Below are 19060 nucleotides of genomic sequence, written 5' to 3'. Positions count from 1 at the left end.
CGCCTTTACAGAGGAATATTGCCGTGTTTACGGGCAGGATTCTTCAAGTCTTTGTCTTTCAACATTGCCAATGAGCGGGCAATGCGTTTACGTGTTTCATGCGGCAAGATGACATCATCAATGTAACCACGACGCCCTGCTACAAATGGATTCGCAAACTTAGATTTGTACTCTGCTTCACGGGCAGTAATTTTTTCAGGATCAGATTTTTCTTCGCGGAAGATAATTTCCACTGCTCCTTTAGGACCCATCACGGCAATCTCAGCTGAAGGCCAGGCAAAGTTCACATCTCCTCGAAGATGCTTAGATGCCATCACATCATAGGCACCACCATACGCTTTACGAGTGATCAAAGTGACCTTCGGTACTGTGCAATCGGCATAGGCATATAACAACTTAGCGCCATGTTTAATAATGCCGCCGTACTCTTGAGCAGTTCCTGGCATAAATCCTGGAACGTCAACCAAAGTCACTACGGGAATATTGAAAGCATCGCAAAAACGCACAAAACGGGCTGCCTTAATGGAGGCCTTAATATCTAAGCAACCAGCTAACACCAATGGTTGGTTCGCCACAATACCAATGGAGCGACCTTCCATCCGAGCAAAGCCAATCACAATATTCTTGGCATAGTCAGGCTGCAATTCAAAAAACTCACCATCGTCCACAATCTTTTCAATCAACTCTTTCATGTCATAAGGCTGATTTGGGTTGGATGGCACTAAGGTATCTAAAGAGAAATCGGGTTCTTCTGTGCGATTAGCACCTTTGATGAGCGGTGGTTTCTCGCGGTTCGAAAGCGGTAGGTAATTAAAGAAGCGACGCAGCATCATGATGGCATCAACATCGTTCTCAAACGCTAAATCACAGACTCCGGAAACGGTGGAGTGCGTTACTGCACCACCTAACTCCTCAGCAGTAACGTCTTCATGAGTCACTGTTTTGACAACCTCTGGACCAGTCACGAACATATAGGAGCTATCTTTGACCATGAAGATGAAGTCGGTTAACGCTGGTGAATAGACAGCACCACCCGCAGATGGTCCCATGATTAAGGAAATCTGTGGGATCACGCCAGAGGCAGTCACGTTACGTTGGAAAATTTCTGCATAGCCGCCCAAAGATGCAACACCCTCTTGAATACGAGCACCACCAGAGTCATTTAATCCAATAACTGGAGCGCCGACCTTTAGGGCCTGATCCATGATTTTGCAGATCTTTTCTGCATGGGCTTCTGATAGTGAGCCACCCAACACAGTAAAGTCCTGGGAGAACACAAACACCAAGCGGCCGTTGATCATTCCATAACCAGTCACAACGCCATCACCTGGAACAGTTTGCTCAGCCATCCCAAAGTCGTGGCAGCGATGCTCTACAAACATATCCCACTCTTCAAATGTGCCAGCATCTAGCAACAACTCAATGCGCTCACGGGCTGTCAATTTGCCTTTCGAGTGTTGAGCCGCAATGCGCTTTTGCCCACCACCTAATCGGGCAAGTTCGCGCTTAGCTTCTAGTTGTTGAATGATGTCCTTCATTTCCTACTCCTTAGAAAAATTCATGTCCCATGGACTCCAATAGGCGTCTTGCTGCCACTGAAGCTGCCATAGTTCCTTGATTTACTTGTGCACTTAAGATTGGTAATAACTCTTGGACTGCTGGATTATTTCGAAACGCTGTTTTTAATCCTGCATCAATGCGATCCCACATCCATGCACCAGCTTGTTGCTTGCGACGACTCTCAAACTTGCCATTCGCTCTTTGTAATTTTTCAAAATGGCTCACCTTGTCCCACAGCTCAGGTACGCCCTTGCCTTCGAGGGCGCTGAGGGTAATGACGGTAGGATGCCAAAATTCTTGGTGATGGGAAGCATGGTCTGGATTGCCTTGAAAGCCCAGTAAGCGGAGTGAGCTAGTAATAAATAATTGCGCTCGCATCGCTGCATCTGGATCAATGTCGACCTTGTTAATTGCAATCAGATCTGCAATTTCCATAACGCCTTTTTTAATCGCTTGAAGATCATCGCCTGCATTAGGCAATTGCAATAAAAGGAACATGTCGGTCATACCAGCCACAGCAATTTCACTTTGACCCACGCCAACAGTCTCGACGATGATGATGTCAAAACCTGCAGCTTCCGCAACTAGCATCGCTTCGCGAGTTTTTTCGGCAACGCCACCTAGGGTGCCGGAAGAGGGACTAGGTCGAATAAATGCATCTTCTAAGACTGAGAGTCGCTCCATGCGGGTTTTATCACCCAAGATTGAGCCGCCAGAAAGACTTGAAGATGGGTCAATTGCCATGACAGCAACACGATGACCCTTTTCAATGAGATACAAACCAAGAGTTTCAATGAGCGTGGATTTACCAACACCCGGCACTCCAGAAATCCCAAGGCGAAATGATTTTCCTGTCTTTGGCAGCAAGGTATTGAGAACGTCGTCTGCACGCTTGCGATGATCTAGCCGAGTGGATTCCAGCAAGGTAATGATCTTCGCTAATGCACGACGCTGTTGAGGCGATGGTGCACCCGTAAGATCTTTGACTAAATCCTGGTCAGCAGCTTCCAGCATGCTTTGCAATCTGCAATTAAGTTGGTTTTACAGATTTGCGGATTTGCTCAAGCACATCCTTGGCAGAAGCCGGAATCGGTGTGCCTGGGCCATAGATTCCTTTGACTCCAGCCTCATAGAGAAACTCGTAGTCTTGTCGTGGAATCACACCACCAACGAACACAATGATGTCATCTGATCCCTGTTTCTTCAATTCCGCAATGATGGCAGGCACTAAAGTTTTATGGCCTGCAGCCAAAGTTGAAACCCCTAATGCATGCACGTCATTTTCAATAGCTTGGCGTGCGCACTCTTCGGGGGTTTGGAACAAAGGTCCAATGTCTACGTCAAAGCCTAAGTCCGCATAAGCAGTTGCTACGACTTTAGCGCCTCGGTCATGACCATCTTGACCTAACTTGGCAATCATCACGCGTGGGCGTCGACCAAAGTCTTTTGCGAAGTCCGCAATTTCTTCTTTGAGTTTTTCCCAACCTTCGGCTGAGTCATAGGCAGCTGCATACACACCGGTCACCTTTTGAGTATCGGCGCGATGGCGCCCGTAAACTTTTTCTAATGCATCAGAAACCTCACCAACCGTGGCACGCAAGCGAATCGCATGCACGGCTAATTCCAACAGATTGCCGGTATTGCTCTCGGCTGCTTTGGTGAGTGCATCTAATGCGGCTTCTACTTTTTTAGTATCTCGTTTTGCTCTGATCTCTTGAAGTAGAGCAACCTGTCCGTCACGGACGCGATCGTTATCGATCATCAAGACATCGACCAGATCTTCTTTTGCGAGTTTGTATTTATTGACACCCACAATGACATCGGAGCCCGAATCGATCTTGGCTTGTTTTTCAGCAGCAGCAGCCTCAATCTTCAATTTGGCCCAACCGCTTTCAACCGCCTTAGTCATGCCGCCCATTGCATCGACTTCTTGAATGATTTCCCAAGCTTTATCAGCCATTTCCTGTGTCAGGTTCTCCATCATGTAAGAACCAGCCCAAGGATCGATAACACTCGTGATATGGGTTTCTTCTTGAAGAATTAATTGAGTATTTCGTGCAATGCGGCTAGAGAATTCCGAAGGTAAAGCAATTGCCTCATCAAATGAATTCGTATGTAATGACTGTGTGCCACCAAATACTGCAGCCATCGCCTCGACGGTTGTTCTCACCACGTTGTTATAGGGATCTTGCTCCGTTAGTGACCAACCAGATGTTTGGCAATGGGTACGCAACATCAACGATTTTGGGTTCTTTGGCTCAAATGACTTCATGATGCGCCACCACAATAATCTGGCGGCCCGTAATTTTGCGACCTCTAAATAGAAGTTCATACCAATCGCAAAGAAGAACGACAAGCGACCAGCAAAGCCATCGACATCCAATCCTTTAGCTAAAGCAGTTTTTACATACTCCTTACCATCAGCCAAGGTGAAAGCCAATTCCAATACTTGGTTAGCACCAGCCTCTTGCATGTGGTAACCCGAAATCGAAATCGAGTTGAATTTGGGCATGTGTTTTGCGGTGTACTCAATGATGTCGCCAATAATGCGCATTGAGGGCTCTGGCGGGTAAATATAGGTATTACGCACCATGAACTCTTTCAGAATATCGTTCTGAATAGTTCCTGAAAGTTGCTCCTGCTTCACACCCTGCTCTTCACCTGCAACGATGTAACCTGCGAGCACTGGAAGTACCGCACCATTCATGGTCATAGAAACAGAAACTTTGTCCAATGGAATGCCATCAAACAGAATTTTCATGTCTTCTACTGAATCAATCGCTACACCTGCTTTACCCACATCACCCGTTACACGAGGATGATCAGAGTCGTAGCCGCGATGTGTTGCTAAGTCAAATGCGACGGAAACACCTTGACCACCAGCTGCTAGCGCTTTGCGATAAAACGCATTGGATTCTTGTGCCGTTGAAAAACCTGCGTACTGACGAATCGTCCAAGGGCGCACTGAATACATCGTCGCCTGTGGGCCGCGCACAAACGGCTCAAATCCTGGCAATGTATCCGTGTAATTCAGACCCTCAGTATCAGCCGACGTATACAAGGCTTTCAGCTGGATGCCATCTGGGGTGTTCCAGCCTAAGCTGTTGACATCACCATTGGGCGCAGATTTCTGCGCAGATTTTTTCCAGGCTTCCAAATTGCTATCTGGTACTGCAGGCCATGGATTTTTTGATGAACTGTTGTTATCTGAACTCACAAAACACTCCTGGTGTGGGTTGTTGCATTCCTAGCGAATTTCGCAATTTTGCTTGACTATTGCTCATTTGTCTAGCTATCATGTATTCATAATTATGAATACAAAACTTATTAACAGACCCCTTTATGAAGATGTGGCTGACCGGCTACGGGAGCAAATCTTTAGCAAACAGCTAGCTCCAGGCAGTTGGCTAGATGAGCAAGCTTTGGCTGAGCAGTTTGGCATTAGCCGTACACCCATGCGAGAAGCCATTAAGGTACTAGCTTCTGAAGGCTTGATCACGATGAAGATGCGTCGTGGAGCCTACGTTACTGAAGTCAATCGAGAGGATCTGGAGCAAATTTTCACTGTCCTATCGCTTTTAGAGTGTCAAACCGCGCGCGAGGCTGCTACAAAAGCTAGCGAGGATCAGCTCAACCTACTCGATCATTTGCACCATCGTCTTGAAAAGGCAGCTGCTGACCGTGATATCGAGCAATTTTTTGAAATTAATGGCAAATTTCATGAGTTAATCCAAGAAATTGCAGGTAATCGCTGGATGAATGGCGTGATTGCAGACTTACGAAAAGTCCTCAAACTCCATCGGAAAGACTCATTAACGAGTACTGGAAGACTGCAAAGCTCACTGCTAGAGCATCGTGAGATTCTCAGGGCCATCCTCAAGCGTGATGAGTTAGCAGCGGAAGCCGCCATGCGGAAGCACTTTTCCAGAGGCCTAGAGGCTTTACGATAAGGTATTAAACCTATAAAAAACAAAGGCTTAGAGTATTAATCTAAGCCTTTGAATCAAGATGGTTTGTCGTGCTTATTTCTTAATCACGAAATTTCCCGGCAACGAAGAAATATATGCGGCGATATCTTGCATGTCCGCATCAGAGAATGCCTGTACCTGGGAGCCCATTACCGCATTATTGCGACCAAATTGAGCGTTGGCATTTCCAACCTTATAAGCCTTCAGGGCGTAATACAGGTAATCTGGATACTGACCTGCAAGCTTAGGGTAGATAGGCAAAATTGGTGCATTCAGACCAGCGCCATGACAAGAAGCACAATTGGCTTTCTCAACTAGGGCTTGACCTTTATCTGCATTGGCAGCAATGGCAACATTCGTCAAACCAATGCTCGATAGCAATACTGCAGTAACTAGTGCGACTTTCATAAAAATGCCTCTAAATATCACTTCAATGGGTTGTTAGGTGAGCTGGCAGTTTGCGCAGCATAGTATTCGCCGATATCAGCCATGTCTTGGTCTGACAAGCTTGCAGCGATGGAACGCATCGTTGGATGTTTTCTCTCACCCTTCTTGTATTCAGCCAATGCTGTAGCAATGTAACCAGCGTTTTGTCCGCCGAGCATTGGCACTCTGTAAACCAAAGGATAGTCAGCACGATAGTCTGGAATGGAGTGGCAACCAGTGCAAAGCCAAACCTTGGCATTACCAGCAGCAGCACTGCCCTTCACCTCATCAGCTTGAGCAGCAACAGCAGCAAAAGCCAAACCAGCAATAAGCAATCGAGGAAGAATTGTTAGTTTTTTCATAGAAATCATTATTAATGAGTTTGATTTAAATCAATTTGCAAGAGTATAGCGGAGAGACCGTTCCTTCACCATTCTTTAGGGATTTCTGGGGCAAAAATCCAAGAAAACACTAAAAAAATAGAGAAGAAAACCGCTTCCCAGTAAGATTCAAGATCTACCCAATCTGGACACAAAATCATGAGCAACGCCATTCTTGACCGCCTCAAATCCCTGGGAATTGACTTACCCCCTCCAGGCCCTCCTGCTGCTGCCTACGTCATGGCCGCAACTTCTGGGAACACTGTTTTTCTGTCTGGTCATATCGCCAAGAAAGATGGCAAGGTATGGGTTGGAAAACTTGGAGAGAATATGGATACCGAAACGGGCAAATCTGCCGCGAGATCCATTGCGATTGATTTGATGGCTACCTTGCAAAATCACTTGGGATCATTGGATAAAGTTAAGCGCATTGTCAAAGTCATGGGCTTAGTGAACTCTACCGCTGATTACACAGAACAACATTTAGTCATCAATGGCTGCTCAGAATTGCTCTTTGAAGTATTTGGCGATGCAGGCAAACATGCTCGGAGTGCATTTGGGGTAGCCCAAATTCCCCTTGGTGCCTGTGTTGAAATTGAATTAATCGCAGAAATTTAAGGGCACTGTAAGTTCAGTTTTTGGATGTCGGCCTCTGAATCGACATCCAAAATATAAGCCGCTCGATGAGTTTCAAAGGCTTGAACTAGTTCTGGATGTGCATCCATATAGACTCGGCAGACCATGCCTGGTTCGGCCAATATCTCCCCAATTGCTTTCCTAGAAAACAATACTGGGTTGCCACGTTGCCCGTCGACAATCGGCAAAATAATTTCGCTCCCTACATCACGGCCTTCAAATTGATTCAGTAATGCAGTGATATCAGTATGAGAAATTTCAGGCTGATCAGATAGGGCAATCAGCAAAGCATCGTAGTCGCCACGAAGGGATTCAATACCCAAGCGGACCGAAGATGATTGGCCTTGCTGTGGATGTGAATTGCGAATGACCGATGCATGAAGATTCATTTCATTCTGGAGTAAGGCCAACTCCGATTCAATAGCTGGTGCATGAAATCCTGTAATTACCAAAAACTCAGCAGGGGAAAATGGTTTGATGGCCTGAAAGAAGCGCCTCAATAAGGATTGACCATCTTTTTTCAGCAATCCTTTGGGTATCGAACCCAGGCGACTTCCCTCTCCCGCTGCCAGAAGGAGAACAGCTAAACGCAATGGAACAGAGTGAGTTGGCTTACCCAAAGAAGTCATTAGAGTGATAATAAATAGGAATCTAGAACAATAAACAATAAAAGACGAACTTTTGCATGAATAGCACCGACCTTAGCGTTCTCCAATCCGCCGTCTCTTGGCTTAAGTCTGGACACCCGGTAGCCATTGCGACCATTGTCCAAACTTGGGGATCGGCACCCCGCCCCGTTGGCTCATGGTTAGCTATTCGCGAAGATGGACAAGTAGCAGGCTCCGTTTCTGGAGGATGCGTGGAGGATGACTTAATCCGTCGCGTGCAATCGGAAATTTTGAATCGCGATGTTCCTGAGATGGTGGTCTACGGCGTGAGTCAACAAGAAGCAGCACGCTTTGGCTTACCGTGTGGTGGAACTCTCCGCCTTCTTGTCGAACCAAAACCAGAGCTGGCTGTTTTAGAGAAATTGCTTGAGCAAATATCTGCGCATCAAATCACCCGTCGCACCGTCAATTTAAGTACCGGTAAATCCACTCTCGAGAGCGGATCACGCCATGATGAATTTATCTGCACTGAAAATGAGATTACCACTAGCTATGGACCACGCTGGCGCATGGTGATTATTGGCGCCGGGCAACTGTCACAGTACACCGCAGATTTTGCGCTTGCATCAGACTTTGATGTCGTCGTGATTGATCCACGTGAAGAATATGCCGAAGGACTCAATCGCAGTGACGTCACTTTTATCAAGGGGATGCCAGATGATGTATTGCTAGAGATCGGGGTAGATTCTCATACGGCTATCGTGGCATTAACCCATGATCCCAAGCTGGACGATATGGCTTTACTGGAGGCCCTACGTTCACCGGCCTTTTATGTCGGCGCCTTAGGGAGTCGCAAGAATACTCAAAAACGCAAAGAGCGTCTTTTAGAGTTTGACCTTTCACCAGAACAGCTTGATCGACTGTATGGCCCGGTTGGACTTTATATTGGCGCTCTCACTCCACCAGAAATCGCTGTATCGATTCTGGCAGAAGTCATTGCCGTGAAATACGGCATCAGCGTTCCTCAGAAAACTTAGTTGGCTGTGAGTTTGCCGTCTTTGAGACGCGGCTCAACAAAGTGTCCTTTACGAGCTCGATTACCAGCAAACGATTTCAGCGTCTTAGCATCCAGGCTTAATTCAGTGGGTTTACCAGCGCGTCCAGCACCAGAATAAGTAGCGCCATCTGGGCCAACTGCAATCGCGCTTGCTAGAGATTCTTGATCGTCCAGCCCCATCAAAATCACTCCTTTACCACCAGTTGGTAAACGTTTGAGTTCATCCAATGGGAAGACGAGTAATTTAGACGCCGCAGATAAACAAGCGACTTGTTTCATACCCACTTGCACCTTGGCGGCACCCAGTGGTGCATCACCTGGATGCTTGGCATCAACGCTGATGAATGATTTACCGGCCTTATTGCGGGTACTCATATCTGCGACATTGGCCAGGAATCCGTAACCCGCTTTAGTCGATAACAAAACCAAGTCATCCATCTGACCAGCATAGTAAGCAACCATTTGTGAGCCAGGGGCTAAGTTCACGAAACTCGTTAATGGCGAACCATCACCGCGGGCTCCAGGGAGCTCGCTCACAGGGACGGTATACACACGACCATCACTACCAAAGCCCTGTATGACATCTACCGTGCGGACCTCGAAGGTGGCATACATGGCATCACCAGCTTTAAAGGCGAATTGCGTCTGATCGTGCTCATGACCCTGGCGCACACGAACCCAGCCTTTTTGCGAAACGATCACTGTGACGGGCTCATCGATGACTTTGGTTTCTGCAACAGCACGCTTATCTTCCTGAATGAGGGTCCGGCGCTCATCACCAAAATCCTTCATATCAGATTCAATCTCTTTCACAATACGCTTGCGCAGTACTGCGTCGCTTTGCAAGAGGCCTTCTAAATCATCACGTTCAGCCTTCAGCTCTTTCAGCTCTTGCTCAATCTTGATACCTTCAAGACGGGCCAGCTGACGCAAGCGAATATCCAAGATGTCTTCTGCCTGACGATCACTCAGTTTAAATTCTTTGATCAGATCAGCTTTGGGCTCATCACTATTACGGATGATCTTGATGACCTTATCAATATTCAGAAGCACGGTTAAACGCCCTTCTAAAATATGCATGCGGTCTTTGACTTTACCCAAACGGTATTGGGTACGACGCGTGACAGTAGCAACCCTGAACTCTACCCACTCAGTCAAAATCTCTTTGAGACCCTTTTGTCGCGGGCGACCATCGTTACCAATCATCACCAAATTCATTGGCGCATTGCATTCCAGTGAGGTATGGGCCAATAAGAGGTTGACAAACTCATTCACATCAATATTTTTACTCTTGGGCTCAAATACCAAACGAACCGCTGCATCCTTGCTAGATTCATCGCGAACGCCATCAAGCACATTCAAAATAGTCGACTTGAGATTGTTTTGTTCCGGAGTCAGGGTTTTTTTACCAACCTTCACTTTTGGATTGGTAATTTCCTCAATCTCTTGCAGAACCCGCTGCGATGAAGTGGCTGGTGGTAATTCGTTTACTACTATTTGCCATTGACCTCGGGCCAACTCTTCCACTGACCAACGGGCGCGCACTTTAATGCTGCCACGACCTGTCTCATAGATCTGTGCAATCTCAGCGCCTGAGGAAATAATCTGTCCACCGCCTGGATAATCTGGCCCAGGCATGATGGGTAGCAAATCCGCTGTAGATAACTTAGGCGACTTCATTAAGGCAATCGCAGCAGAGGCAACTTCACGAAGGTTATGGGATGGAATCTCTGTAGCCATACCCACTGCAATACCAGAGGCACCATTGAGTAAAACAAATGGCAATCGTGCTGGCAATAACTTGGGTTCTTGGAAAGAACCGTCGTAGTTTGCGGCGAAATCCACTGTTCCTTCGTCAATTTCACTTAACAGCAAACCTGCAATTTTGGTTAGGCGAGCTTCGGTGTAGCGCATTGCTGCCGCACCATCACCATCACGCGATCCAAAGTTTCCTTGGCCATCAATGAGTGGATAACGCAATGAGAAGCTTTGGGCTAAACGAACTAATGCATCGTATGCGGATTGGTCGCCGTGCGGATGAAACTTACCGAGTACATCTCCAACGACTCGCGCACTCTTGACCGGTTTAGCGTCAGCACGCAAACCCATCTCACTCATCGAGAACAAAATGCGGCGCTGAACTGGCTTTTGACCATCGGCAACCTCAGGCAGAGCACGGCCTTTAACAACGCTAATGGCGTAATCTAAATATGCGCGCTCAGCATAGACCGCTAGCGTCAAACTATCTTTGTTATCTTCATTCAGATCCATGGTCTTTGGATCATGGGGATCTTTAGGACCATTGCCGCCTTTTGAATCGGAGGATATTTTGCTTGAAGGCGCCTCTTGCACTTCAACAATATCCATTTCAATGGGACTGGAGAATAAATCGGCTTGTTCTGTGGTGAGATTCTTGCCGGGGGTTTTCTTGATTGCCATTAAATATCTGCCTCGACTTCATTGCCGCGCTCTTCAAGCCAATCGCGTCTTGCACTAGATTCGGATTTGCCCATTAGCATGTCCATCGTTTTAAAAGTCTCATCCTCGGTCCAAGAGCCTAAAGTAACTGGCAAGAGACGACGGGTATCGGGGTTTAATGTGGTGTCCCATAATTGTTCAGCACTCATCTCGCCCAAACCTTTGAAACGAGAAATTTGCCAGGCAGACTCTTTCACGCCATCTTTGCGTAGCTTATCTTCAATCGCTTGCAATTCACTAGCGTCCAGCGCATAGATCTTCTGTGCTGGCTTTTTACCGCGTGCAGGTGCATCTACCCGAAAGAGTGGTGGTCTTGAAATATAGACGTGACCCAAATCAATTAATTTTGGGAAATGCTTATAGAACAGCGTGAGGAGGAGTACCTGAATATGGGCGCCATCAACGTCCGCATCAGAAAGAATGCACACCTTGCCGTAACGCAAGTTTGAGAGGTCAGGATCATCATTGAGACCATGGGGATCAACGCCAATGGCAACGGCAATATCATGGACTTCATTGTTCGCAAAGAGGCGATCTCGCTCGGCTTCCCAAGTATTGAGCACCTTGCCGCGCAATGGCAAGATTGCCTGGTACTCCTTATTGCGCCCCATTTTGGCTGAACCACCCGCAGAATCACCCTCCACTAAGAAAATCTCATTCATCGAGATATCTTGGCTTTCACAATCAGTGAGTTTGCCGGGCAGCACAGCTACGCCAGAAGACTTCTTCTTCTCAACTTTTTGCCCTGCCCTGGTTCGTGCTTGGGCTTGCTTGATCACGAGATCTGCTAACTTGCGACCGTAATCGACATGTTGATTTAGCCACAGCTCTAGAGCAGATTTTGCATAGCCGGAAACTAAGCGCACAGCATCACGAGAATTTAAGCGCTCTTTAATCTGCCCCTGAAATTGCGGATCCAACACTTTCGCCGACAAAATAAAGGATGCTCTTGCAAAAACATCTTCCGGCATTAACTTCACACCCTTCGGTTGTAAGGCGTGCATTTCAATAAAGCTTTTCACGGCATTAAAGAGGCCTTCGCGTAATCCGCTCTCATGAGTACCGCCAGCTGGTGTTGGGATCAAATTGACGTAACTTTCACGGACGGGTGCACCATCTTCAGTCCAGCACACTACCCATGCAGCGCCTTCGCCTTCCGCAAAAGAATCATCATCGCCAGTCCCGCTGGCATATTGCTCACCCTCAAATGGGGGAATGACTTCGGGGCCATGGCCCGCTTGTGCAATGGCTTCATTCAAATAGCCACGCAAACCTTGGGCATATTGCCAAGTTTGACTATCACCAGTTTTTTCTTGGATCAGGGTGACTTTGACGCCTGGCAATAAAACTGCCTTGGAGCGTAATAGACGAATCAATTCCGGCATTGGAATAGAGGCGCTATCAAAATACTTGCCATCTGGCCACGCACGTACTCGCGTACCGTGTGACTTATCGTCTTTGCCAGAGGCAGAAGACTTGAGTTTTTCAATGACTTTGCCATCTGCAAATGTCAGGGTTGAAACTTGACCATCGCGCCAGACAGTCACTTCTAATCGTTTCGACAATGCATTAGTGACGGAGACACCAACACCATGCAAACCACCTGAAAAGGCATAAGCTCCACCACTGCCTTTTTCAAACTTACCGCCAGCATGAAGCTGGGTAAACACAATCTCCACTACGGGTAGTTTTTCAGTCGGGTGCATTCCCACTGGAATACCGCGGCCATCATCTTCTACGCTAACACTGCCATCAGCATGCATCGTGACAGTGATGTGCTTACCAAAACCACCCAATGCTTCATCCGAAGCGTTATCCAAGACCTCTTGGATGATATGTAAGGGGTTATCAGTTCGGGTGTACATCCCAGGCCGTTGACGGACTGGTTCTAGGCCTTTTAAGACCTGAATTGACGATTCACTGTATTCGGAAGTTTTACGAGTAGCCATGCGCGGAAATTGTAGCCATGTCTGAAGTCTAAGCCGAAATTTCACGTAATCCCCTGCCATCCATGCCAAAATCAGGTCATGGGAGCCTTAAGTCATATTCGTGTTTTAGACCTAAGCCGGGTACTTGCGGGGCCGTGGTGTGGACAAAATTTGGCTGATTTGGGTGCTGACGTCATTAAAGTCGAACGCCCAGGCAGCGGAGATGAAACACGTAGCTGGGGACCTCCTTTTGCTAAAAATGACAGCGGTCAGGAGACTACCGAATCTACCTACTTTATTTCGAGCAATCGTAATAAACGATCTATCACCTTAGATATCAGTTCTACCGAAGGTCAAGAAATTATTCGTCAACTAGTGCTTGAGTCTGACGTTGTGCTGGAAAACTTTAAGGTTGGTGACTTAGTAAAGTATGGCTTGGACTATGAAAGTCTCAAAAAGATTAAACCCAATCTAATCTTTTGCTCAATTACCGGTTTTGGTCAAACCGGACCGTATGCACAACGTCCTGGATACGACTTCATCACTCAGGGTATGGGCGGCATCATGAGCATTACCGGAGAAGCTGAAGATATTCCTGGCAGTAGTCCACAAAAATCTGGTGTTGCTATCGCCGATCTGTTTACAGGAATGTATGCTACTACCGCGATTCTTGCAGCCATAGTGCATCGCGATCACACGGGAGAAGGTCAATCTATCGATATGGCTTTGCTCGATACCCAGGTAGCCATGATGGCGAACGTAGCCAGCGCATACCTGACTGCAGATCAACTACCGAAGCGCTTAGGCAATACATCTCCTGTCATTGTTCCCTATCAAACTTTTCCAACGTCTGATGGTTGGATCATTGTGGCAGCAGGCAACGATAGCCAATACCGTCAATTTGTGACTGTTGGTGGCCAAGCGCACTTAGCAGAAGACCCTCTCTTCATCACAAATCCGCTACGGGTGCAACATCGCCATCAACTCGTCCCCTTGCTTGAGCAGATGACTCGCCAAAAAACTAAAGCCCAATGGATTTCTATATTGGAACAAGCCAAGGTTCCTTGTGGCCCCATTAATAATGTCAAAGAAGTATTTGAAAACGAACAAATTCTTGCCAGAAATATTCTGCAACAGGTGATGCATCCAACCATTGGGGATCTGAAGTTGGTTACCAGTCCGATGAAATTCTCTAAAACACCAACGGAAGTCCGCTTAGCACCACCATTGCTTGGACAGCACACCGAGGAAATCTTGATGGATCACCTCAATCTAGATCGTGATGCAATTGATGCATTGCGTGCGAAAGGGGTGATTTAGAACATGACTAACTCAATCTCAAAACCATCCCTGTCCATGAAACAAGTCCTCATTTATGGCGGCTTGATGGTGACGCTATCGATGGGTATACGCCATGGTTTTGGCCTATTTAATTTGCCCATTACGATGACCAACGGCTGGGGTCGAGAAACCTTTGCGCTCACCATTGCACTGCAAAACCTGATTTGGGGAGCAGTTCAACCAATCACCGGCGCCTTGGCAGATCGCTATGGCGCTTTCAAAATCATGGTGGCTGGTGGTGTTCTCTATGCGCTGGGCTTAGCTGGCATGGCAATCTCTACTGACGCCTTGAACTTTACGCTTGCCGGTGGCTTGCTGATTGGATTAGCCCAAACCGCCACCACTTACAGTGTTGTTTATGGAATTTTGGGTCGCAATGTTTCAGCTGATAAACGCGTTTGGGCTATGGGCATTGCAGCGGCCGCAGGTTCATTTGGTCAATTCTTAATGATTCCAGCTGAGCAAGGTTTACTGAGTAACTTTGGTGCTCAAGACGCACTATTGTTATTAGCGCTGATGGCAAGTCTCATGATTCCCACTGCATTTATGTTGCGGGAGAAAAACTTTGTCCACAACCATCAACTTGGTGATCAAACAATACAGCAGGCCTTAGCAGAGGCATTGCGCAACCCCAGTTTTCGTCTACTCACTTTAGGATATTTTGTATGTGGCTTTCAGGTGGTATTCATTGCCGTACATTTAGCTCCCTATCTCAAAGATCTTTCAGCGAACTACCCAGCTGTGGGTGCGCCTGCTGTAGCAACAACTGCACTTGCCTTAATTGGTTTGTTCAATATCTTTGGCACCTACAGCGCGGGCATCTTTGGTCAGCGCTTTCCAAAACGCTATTTACTGTCAGGGATATATATTGGCCGCTCTATAGCGATTGCTGCATTTATTTGGCTGCCACCTAGCCCATTAAGCACCTATGTGTTTGCCGCCATCATGGGCTTTCTATGGCTTTCTACCATTCCCCTAACAAACGGCATTGTGGCGCAAATCTTTGGTGTGAAGTACCTCACGATGCTTTCGGGCTTAATATTCTTTTCGCATCAACTGGGTAGCTTCTGTGGTGCATTTTTGGGGGGTTACCTATTTGATCGTACTGGCTCCTATTTGATCGTTTGGGAAATTGCTATTGGCCTTGGCGTCTTTGCATTCTTGGTAAACCTACCCGTTCAAGAGCGCGCCATCACGAGAACAGTCCACGCATGAGAAAAAGCTTTTCTTTATGGCGCTGGGTGTTTTATAGTTTTGCCTTATTCGTCTTGCTGCTGATATTTTCTGCGTACTATGCACCAGATATGATGCTGGCGATTACCAATCAAGTGTGGGCATTATGCGGTTGGTAGTGCTTGTACATTTTCTTTAACACACTTTTATTTTTATTTAGACTCGCCGTAGCACAATGGATAGTGCACATGCCTCCTAAGCGTGGGATACAGGTTCGATTCCTGTCGGCGGGACCACAAAATCACCAAAACTTATCCACAGGCAATGTGGATAAATCCTTAAAAGTTTTCGTAAGTCGTAGATTTGTATGGAGTGACCTGGCTTGCTTAAATAATTAGCAAGAATTGTGTTTTTAATTGCTGCAGATGCGTAGCAATTTTTATTTAATGGCTTCTTGAAATTTTCTGTCGGAAATCATTGACAAAAACCCTAAGTTCAGCAAGTTCACTTAAACTTGCGCACATGACCAGCCTCTCAACCAGCACACTCGCAGCCCTAGAGGAAATGCTCCAAAACACGGCTCGCTCTGCCCCATCGGAATTTTTACCCTTCTACCTTTCGCGCGGTACCGAGGTCGACCTGCTCATTGGTCACTTAAATCCAGAATTTATTCCCTATCTGCAAGAATCCTTACGCAATGACCCGATTGCACACATTTCGATAGGTAACGATCGCATGACGGTTGAAGGGAGTGGCCCAAATGATCTCTCAATCAGCTTGCATCAATTGGCCGAGAGAATGCGTTTAGGCGGTTACATTCCGGGATGGCGCAACGAAGAATTTGCTTGGCTTGATCAAAACGGACATCAACTCTTCCATCTGGAGCGTGCAGCCTTTCGCACATTTGGATTTCGGAGTATGGCAACGCACATTAACGGCTATACCAAGTCTGACTCCATTTGGTTGGGACGGCGTAGTGAGTCGAAGTCGACTGATCCAGGGCAACTAGACAATGTTGCAGCTGGCGGTATCTCGGCTGATGAAACCCCATGGGTTTGTGCGAAACGTGAATTATGGGAAGAGGCAGGAGTGCCATTGCATATTGCTGAGCAAGTTGAGCCAGTGGGCAAAATTCATATGCGAAGACCAATCCCTGGTCGAGGCTTTCATGATGAGCAATTGTTTGTTTACGACCTAGAATTGCCAGAGAATTTTGTCCCAACCAATCATGATGGTGAGGTCAGCGGCTTTATTGAAATCTCTTTTGCTGAGGCTGCTGCCCGCATTTTGGCCGATGAATTTACTAGCGATGCCGCTTTTGTGACTGCTGATTTTATTTTGCGGCGCAATAAATAGGTATATTGACTCTTCCTGAGGCGCTTTGCCCTGCTTGATCGAAGTCATGCGCCAAATTCAGAATTCGTGGTTAAATCCTTATTAAGGATGAAACAGGGGTGCCCTTTTGAGCAGAAGCTGCTTGGAGGCGCTGAGAAAGACCCTCTAACCCGATCCAGGTAATGCTGGCGTGGGGAGTTACATCAGACCGACACCCGGTTTCGTCCATCTAAAACTTTCGGAGATGGACATGAGCAATAGCAACCCTACAAATAAAAATGTCAAACATGAAATTCCAAGCTTAAAAAGTTTGGAGCGCGACTTTGGTCAAAAGTTCGCCTACCCCGCTTCGACTAAAACCTATTTACAAGGTTCACGTCCTGATATCAAAGCACCGGTACGCATGATTGAGCAATTGCCAACGCGCGTTGGTGAGGAGTTGATGCCCAATCCCCCTGTGCCGGTCTATGACACGTCAGGTCCTTACAGTGATCCTGAAATTGTGATCAATCTTGAAAAAGGTTTGCCAAGATTACGGGATGCTTGGATTGCAGAACGCAACGATACGGTGCAACTTGCAGGCCCTAGCTCTGAGTATGGCGTTGCACGATCTAAAGATGAAGCCACCCAGAATCTCCGCTTTGCCCATATTAGTGCACCGCGAGTGGCTAAAGCGGGCAACAATGTCAGTCAAATGTACTACGCCCGCAAAGGCATTGTGACTCCAGAAATGGAATACGTTGCCCTACGTGAATCCATGGGCCTTGAGCAACTGCGTAAAGACCCTGCTTACAAACAGCTCCTCAAGCAACATCCCGGCAAGTCCTATGGCGCCAACCTACCAGAGCAGGTTACTGGTGAATTTGTACGCTCTGAAATTGCTGCAGGACGCGCCATTATTCCTGCCAATATTAATCACCCAGAATTAGAGCCGATGATTATTGGTCGTAACTTCCGCGTAAAGATCAACGGCAATCTGGGTAACTCTGCTGTTACCTCCTCGATTAATGAGGAAGTGGAAAAGATGGTGTGGTCGATTCGTTGGGGTGCAGATACCATCATGGATCTTTCTACTGGTAAACATATTCATGAAACCCGTGAGTGGATTATTCGTAATTCACCAGTTCCAATTGGTACTGTTCCGATTTATCAAGCATTGGATAAAACTGGTGGTATTGCCGAAGACCTGACTTGGGAAATGTTCCGCGATACATTAGTAGAGCAAGCCGAACAAGGTGTGGATTATTTCACCATTCACGCAGGCGTCCTATTGCGCTATGTGCCACTGACTGCAGATCGCATCACCGGGATTGTTTCTCGTGGTGGGTCCATCATGGCCAAATGGTGTTTAGCGCACCATAAGGAAAACTTCCTCTACACCAAGTTTGATGAAATCTGCGAGATCATGAAAGCCTACGACGTGTCCTTCAGCTTAGGTGATGGATTGCGTCCAGGATGTATTGCCGATTCGAATGATGCCGCTCAATTTGGTGAACTCCACACCTTAGGTGAATTGACTGCTAAAGCTTGGAAACACGATGTTCAGGTGATGATTGAAGGTCCTGGTCACGTTCCTATGCAGCGTATTGAAGAGAATATGACTGAAGAGCTCAAGCATTGTTTGGAAGCTCCCTTTTATACCCTTGGACCATTGATTACAGACATTGCCCCTGGTTACGATCACATTACCAGCGGTATTGGTGCAGCCCAAATTGGTTGGTATGGCACTGCCATGCTGTGCTATGTCACCCCTAAGGAACATTTGGGTTTGCCGGACAAGGAAGACGTCCGTGAAGGCATCATTACTTACAAGATTGCAGCGCATGGCGCTGACTTGGCCAAAGGTTTGCCGGGTGCACAGGTACGTGATAACGCTCTTTCCAAAGCCCGTTTTGAGTTCCGCTGGGAAGACCAATTTAATTTGGGCTTAGATCCTGAACGTGCCCGGGAATATCACGACGCTACTTTGCCAGCGGAAGGCGCCAAGATTGCGCACTTCTGCTCAATGTGCGGACCGAAGTTCTGCTCGATGAAGATCACCCAAGAAGTGCGTGACTATGCTGCAACTTTAGATGCGGATGGTAATCCGAAAGAAGTGGTGAAGGCGATGGAAGAAAAGTCTATCGAGTTTCGTAAGCGTGGCAGCGAGATTTATCAATAAACGAGTTGG

At 47.1% G+C, this 19060-nt stretch carries 15 protein-coding genes, 1 tRNA gene and 1 riboswitch; of the genes, 8 read left to right on the top strand and 8 right to left on the bottom strand.

Annotated features, from left to right (window positions below; genetic code table 11):
- Positions 1–5 precede the first annotated feature (5 nt).
- The 3 genes from C2757_RS04365 to scpA are packed head-to-tail and all read right to left on the bottom strand — an operon-like array spanning position 6 to position 4777.
- Positions 6–1538 carry an acyl-CoA carboxylase subunit beta gene (locus tag C2757_RS04365; protein ID WP_215376570.1) on the bottom strand — a complete coding sequence of 511 codons (1533 nt, stop codon included), beginning with the start codon at positions 1536–1538 and terminating at the stop codon, positions 6–8.
- Between the two features lie 10 nt (positions 1539–1548).
- Positions 1549–2574, bottom strand: coding sequence for a methylmalonyl Co-A mutase-associated GTPase MeaB (meaB, locus tag C2757_RS04360; protein WP_215376567.1), 1026 nt, complete (start codon positions 2572–2574; stop codon positions 1549–1551).
- Between the two features lie 16 nt (positions 2575–2590).
- Entirely contained in the window at positions 2591–4777 is a 2187-nt protein-coding gene (scpA, locus tag C2757_RS04355; RefSeq protein ID WP_215376565.1) for a methylmalonyl-CoA mutase, read from the bottom strand.
- A 94-nt stretch (positions 4778–4871) separates the two neighbouring features.
- Between scpA and C2757_RS04350 the strand changes: the two genes are divergently transcribed.
- A complete protein-coding gene (locus C2757_RS04350) occupies positions 4872–5510 on the top strand; it encodes a GntR family transcriptional regulator (RefSeq protein ID WP_215376562.1) in 639 nt (212 codons plus the stop codon).
- A 72-nt stretch (positions 5511–5582) separates the two neighbouring features.
- Here the strand turns inward: C2757_RS04350 and C2757_RS04345 are convergent, their stop codons facing one another.
- On the bottom strand, positions 5583–5936 hold the full coding sequence (locus C2757_RS04345) for a cytochrome c (protein ID WP_215376559.1): 354 nt from the start codon (positions 5934–5936) through the stop codon (positions 5583–5585).
- A 17-nt stretch (positions 5937–5953) separates the two neighbouring features.
- The gene (locus tag C2757_RS04340) at positions 5954–6316 is read right to left on the bottom strand and encodes a cytochrome c (protein ID WP_215376556.1); all 363 of its coding nucleotides are present in this window, start codon (positions 6314–6316) and stop codon (positions 5954–5956) included.
- Positions 6317–6493: 177 nt separating this feature from the next.
- Here C2757_RS04340 and C2757_RS04335 point away from each other — a divergent pair, with 177 nt between their 5' ends.
- The gene (locus C2757_RS04335; RefSeq protein ID WP_215376554.1) at positions 6494–6952 is read left to right on the top strand and encodes a RidA family protein; all 459 of its coding nucleotides are present in this window, start codon (positions 6494–6496) and stop codon (positions 6950–6952) included.
- Here the strand turns inward: C2757_RS04335 and C2757_RS04330 are convergent.
- Positions 6949–7599, bottom strand: coding sequence for an NTP transferase domain-containing protein (locus C2757_RS04330; protein WP_215376551.1), 651 nt, complete (start codon positions 7597–7599; stop codon positions 6949–6951). The genes C2757_RS04335 and C2757_RS04330 overlap by 4 nt on opposite strands.
- 56 nt (positions 7600–7655) lie before the next feature.
- Here C2757_RS04330 and C2757_RS04325 point away from each other — a divergent pair, with 56 nt between their 5' ends.
- A complete protein-coding gene (locus C2757_RS04325) occupies positions 7656–8615 on the top strand; it encodes an XdhC family protein (protein ID WP_215376548.1) in 960 nt (319 codons plus the stop codon).
- Here C2757_RS04325 and parC read toward each other — a convergent pair.
- Positions 8612–10906 (bottom strand): DNA topoisomerase IV subunit A, encoded by a 2295-nt coding sequence (gene parC, locus C2757_RS04320; RefSeq protein WP_215376886.1) that lies wholly within the window; start codon positions 10904–10906, stop codon positions 8612–8614. The genes C2757_RS04325 and parC overlap by 4 nt on opposite strands.
- Before the next feature lie 167 nt (positions 10907–11073).
- Positions 11074–13062 (bottom strand): DNA topoisomerase IV subunit B, encoded by a 1989-nt coding sequence (locus tag C2757_RS04315; protein ID WP_215376545.1) that lies wholly within the window; start codon positions 13060–13062, stop codon positions 11074–11076.
- Positions 13063–13140: 78 nt separating this feature from the next.
- Between C2757_RS04315 and C2757_RS04310 the strand changes: the two genes are divergently transcribed.
- The 5 genes from C2757_RS04310 to thiC all read left to right on the top strand — a co-directional run bounded on the left by C2757_RS04310 (position 13141) and on the right by thiC (position 19051).
- Complete coding sequence (locus C2757_RS04310; RefSeq protein WP_215376542.1) at positions 13141–14361, top strand: CaiB/BaiF CoA-transferase family protein; 1221 nt, start codon at positions 13141–13143, stop codon at positions 14359–14361.
- 3 nt (positions 14362–14364) lie between these two features.
- Positions 14365–15597 (top strand): MFS transporter, encoded by a 1233-nt coding sequence (locus tag C2757_RS04305; RefSeq protein ID WP_215376540.1) that lies wholly within the window; start codon positions 14365–14367, stop codon positions 15595–15597.
- A gap of 179 nt (positions 15598–15776) precedes the next feature.
- Positions 15777–15851: transfer RNA gene (locus C2757_RS04300), tRNA-Arg, on the top strand.
- Between the two features lie 226 nt (positions 15852–16077).
- Positions 16078–16911 (top strand): NUDIX hydrolase family protein, encoded by an 834-nt coding sequence (locus tag C2757_RS04295; RefSeq protein WP_215376537.1) that lies wholly within the window; start codon positions 16078–16080, stop codon positions 16909–16911.
- An 84-nt stretch (positions 16912–16995) separates the two neighbouring features.
- Positions 16996–17104: riboswitch (TPP riboswitch) on the top strand.
- 36 nt (positions 17105–17140) lie between these two features.
- Positions 17141–19051, top strand: coding sequence for a phosphomethylpyrimidine synthase ThiC (thiC, locus tag C2757_RS04290; protein WP_251366794.1), 1911 nt, complete (start codon positions 17141–17143; stop codon positions 19049–19051).
- Positions 19052–19060 lie beyond the last annotated feature (9 nt).

This window comes from Polynucleobacter sp. MWH-Svant-W18 (assembly GCF_018687495.1).
In the GTDB taxonomy this organism is placed as follows: domain Bacteria; phylum Pseudomonadota; class Gammaproteobacteria; order Burkholderiales; family Burkholderiaceae; genus Polynucleobacter.
Note: the sequence above shows the minus strand (reverse complement) of the source record. Positions and strands in the feature narration are given on the sequence as shown.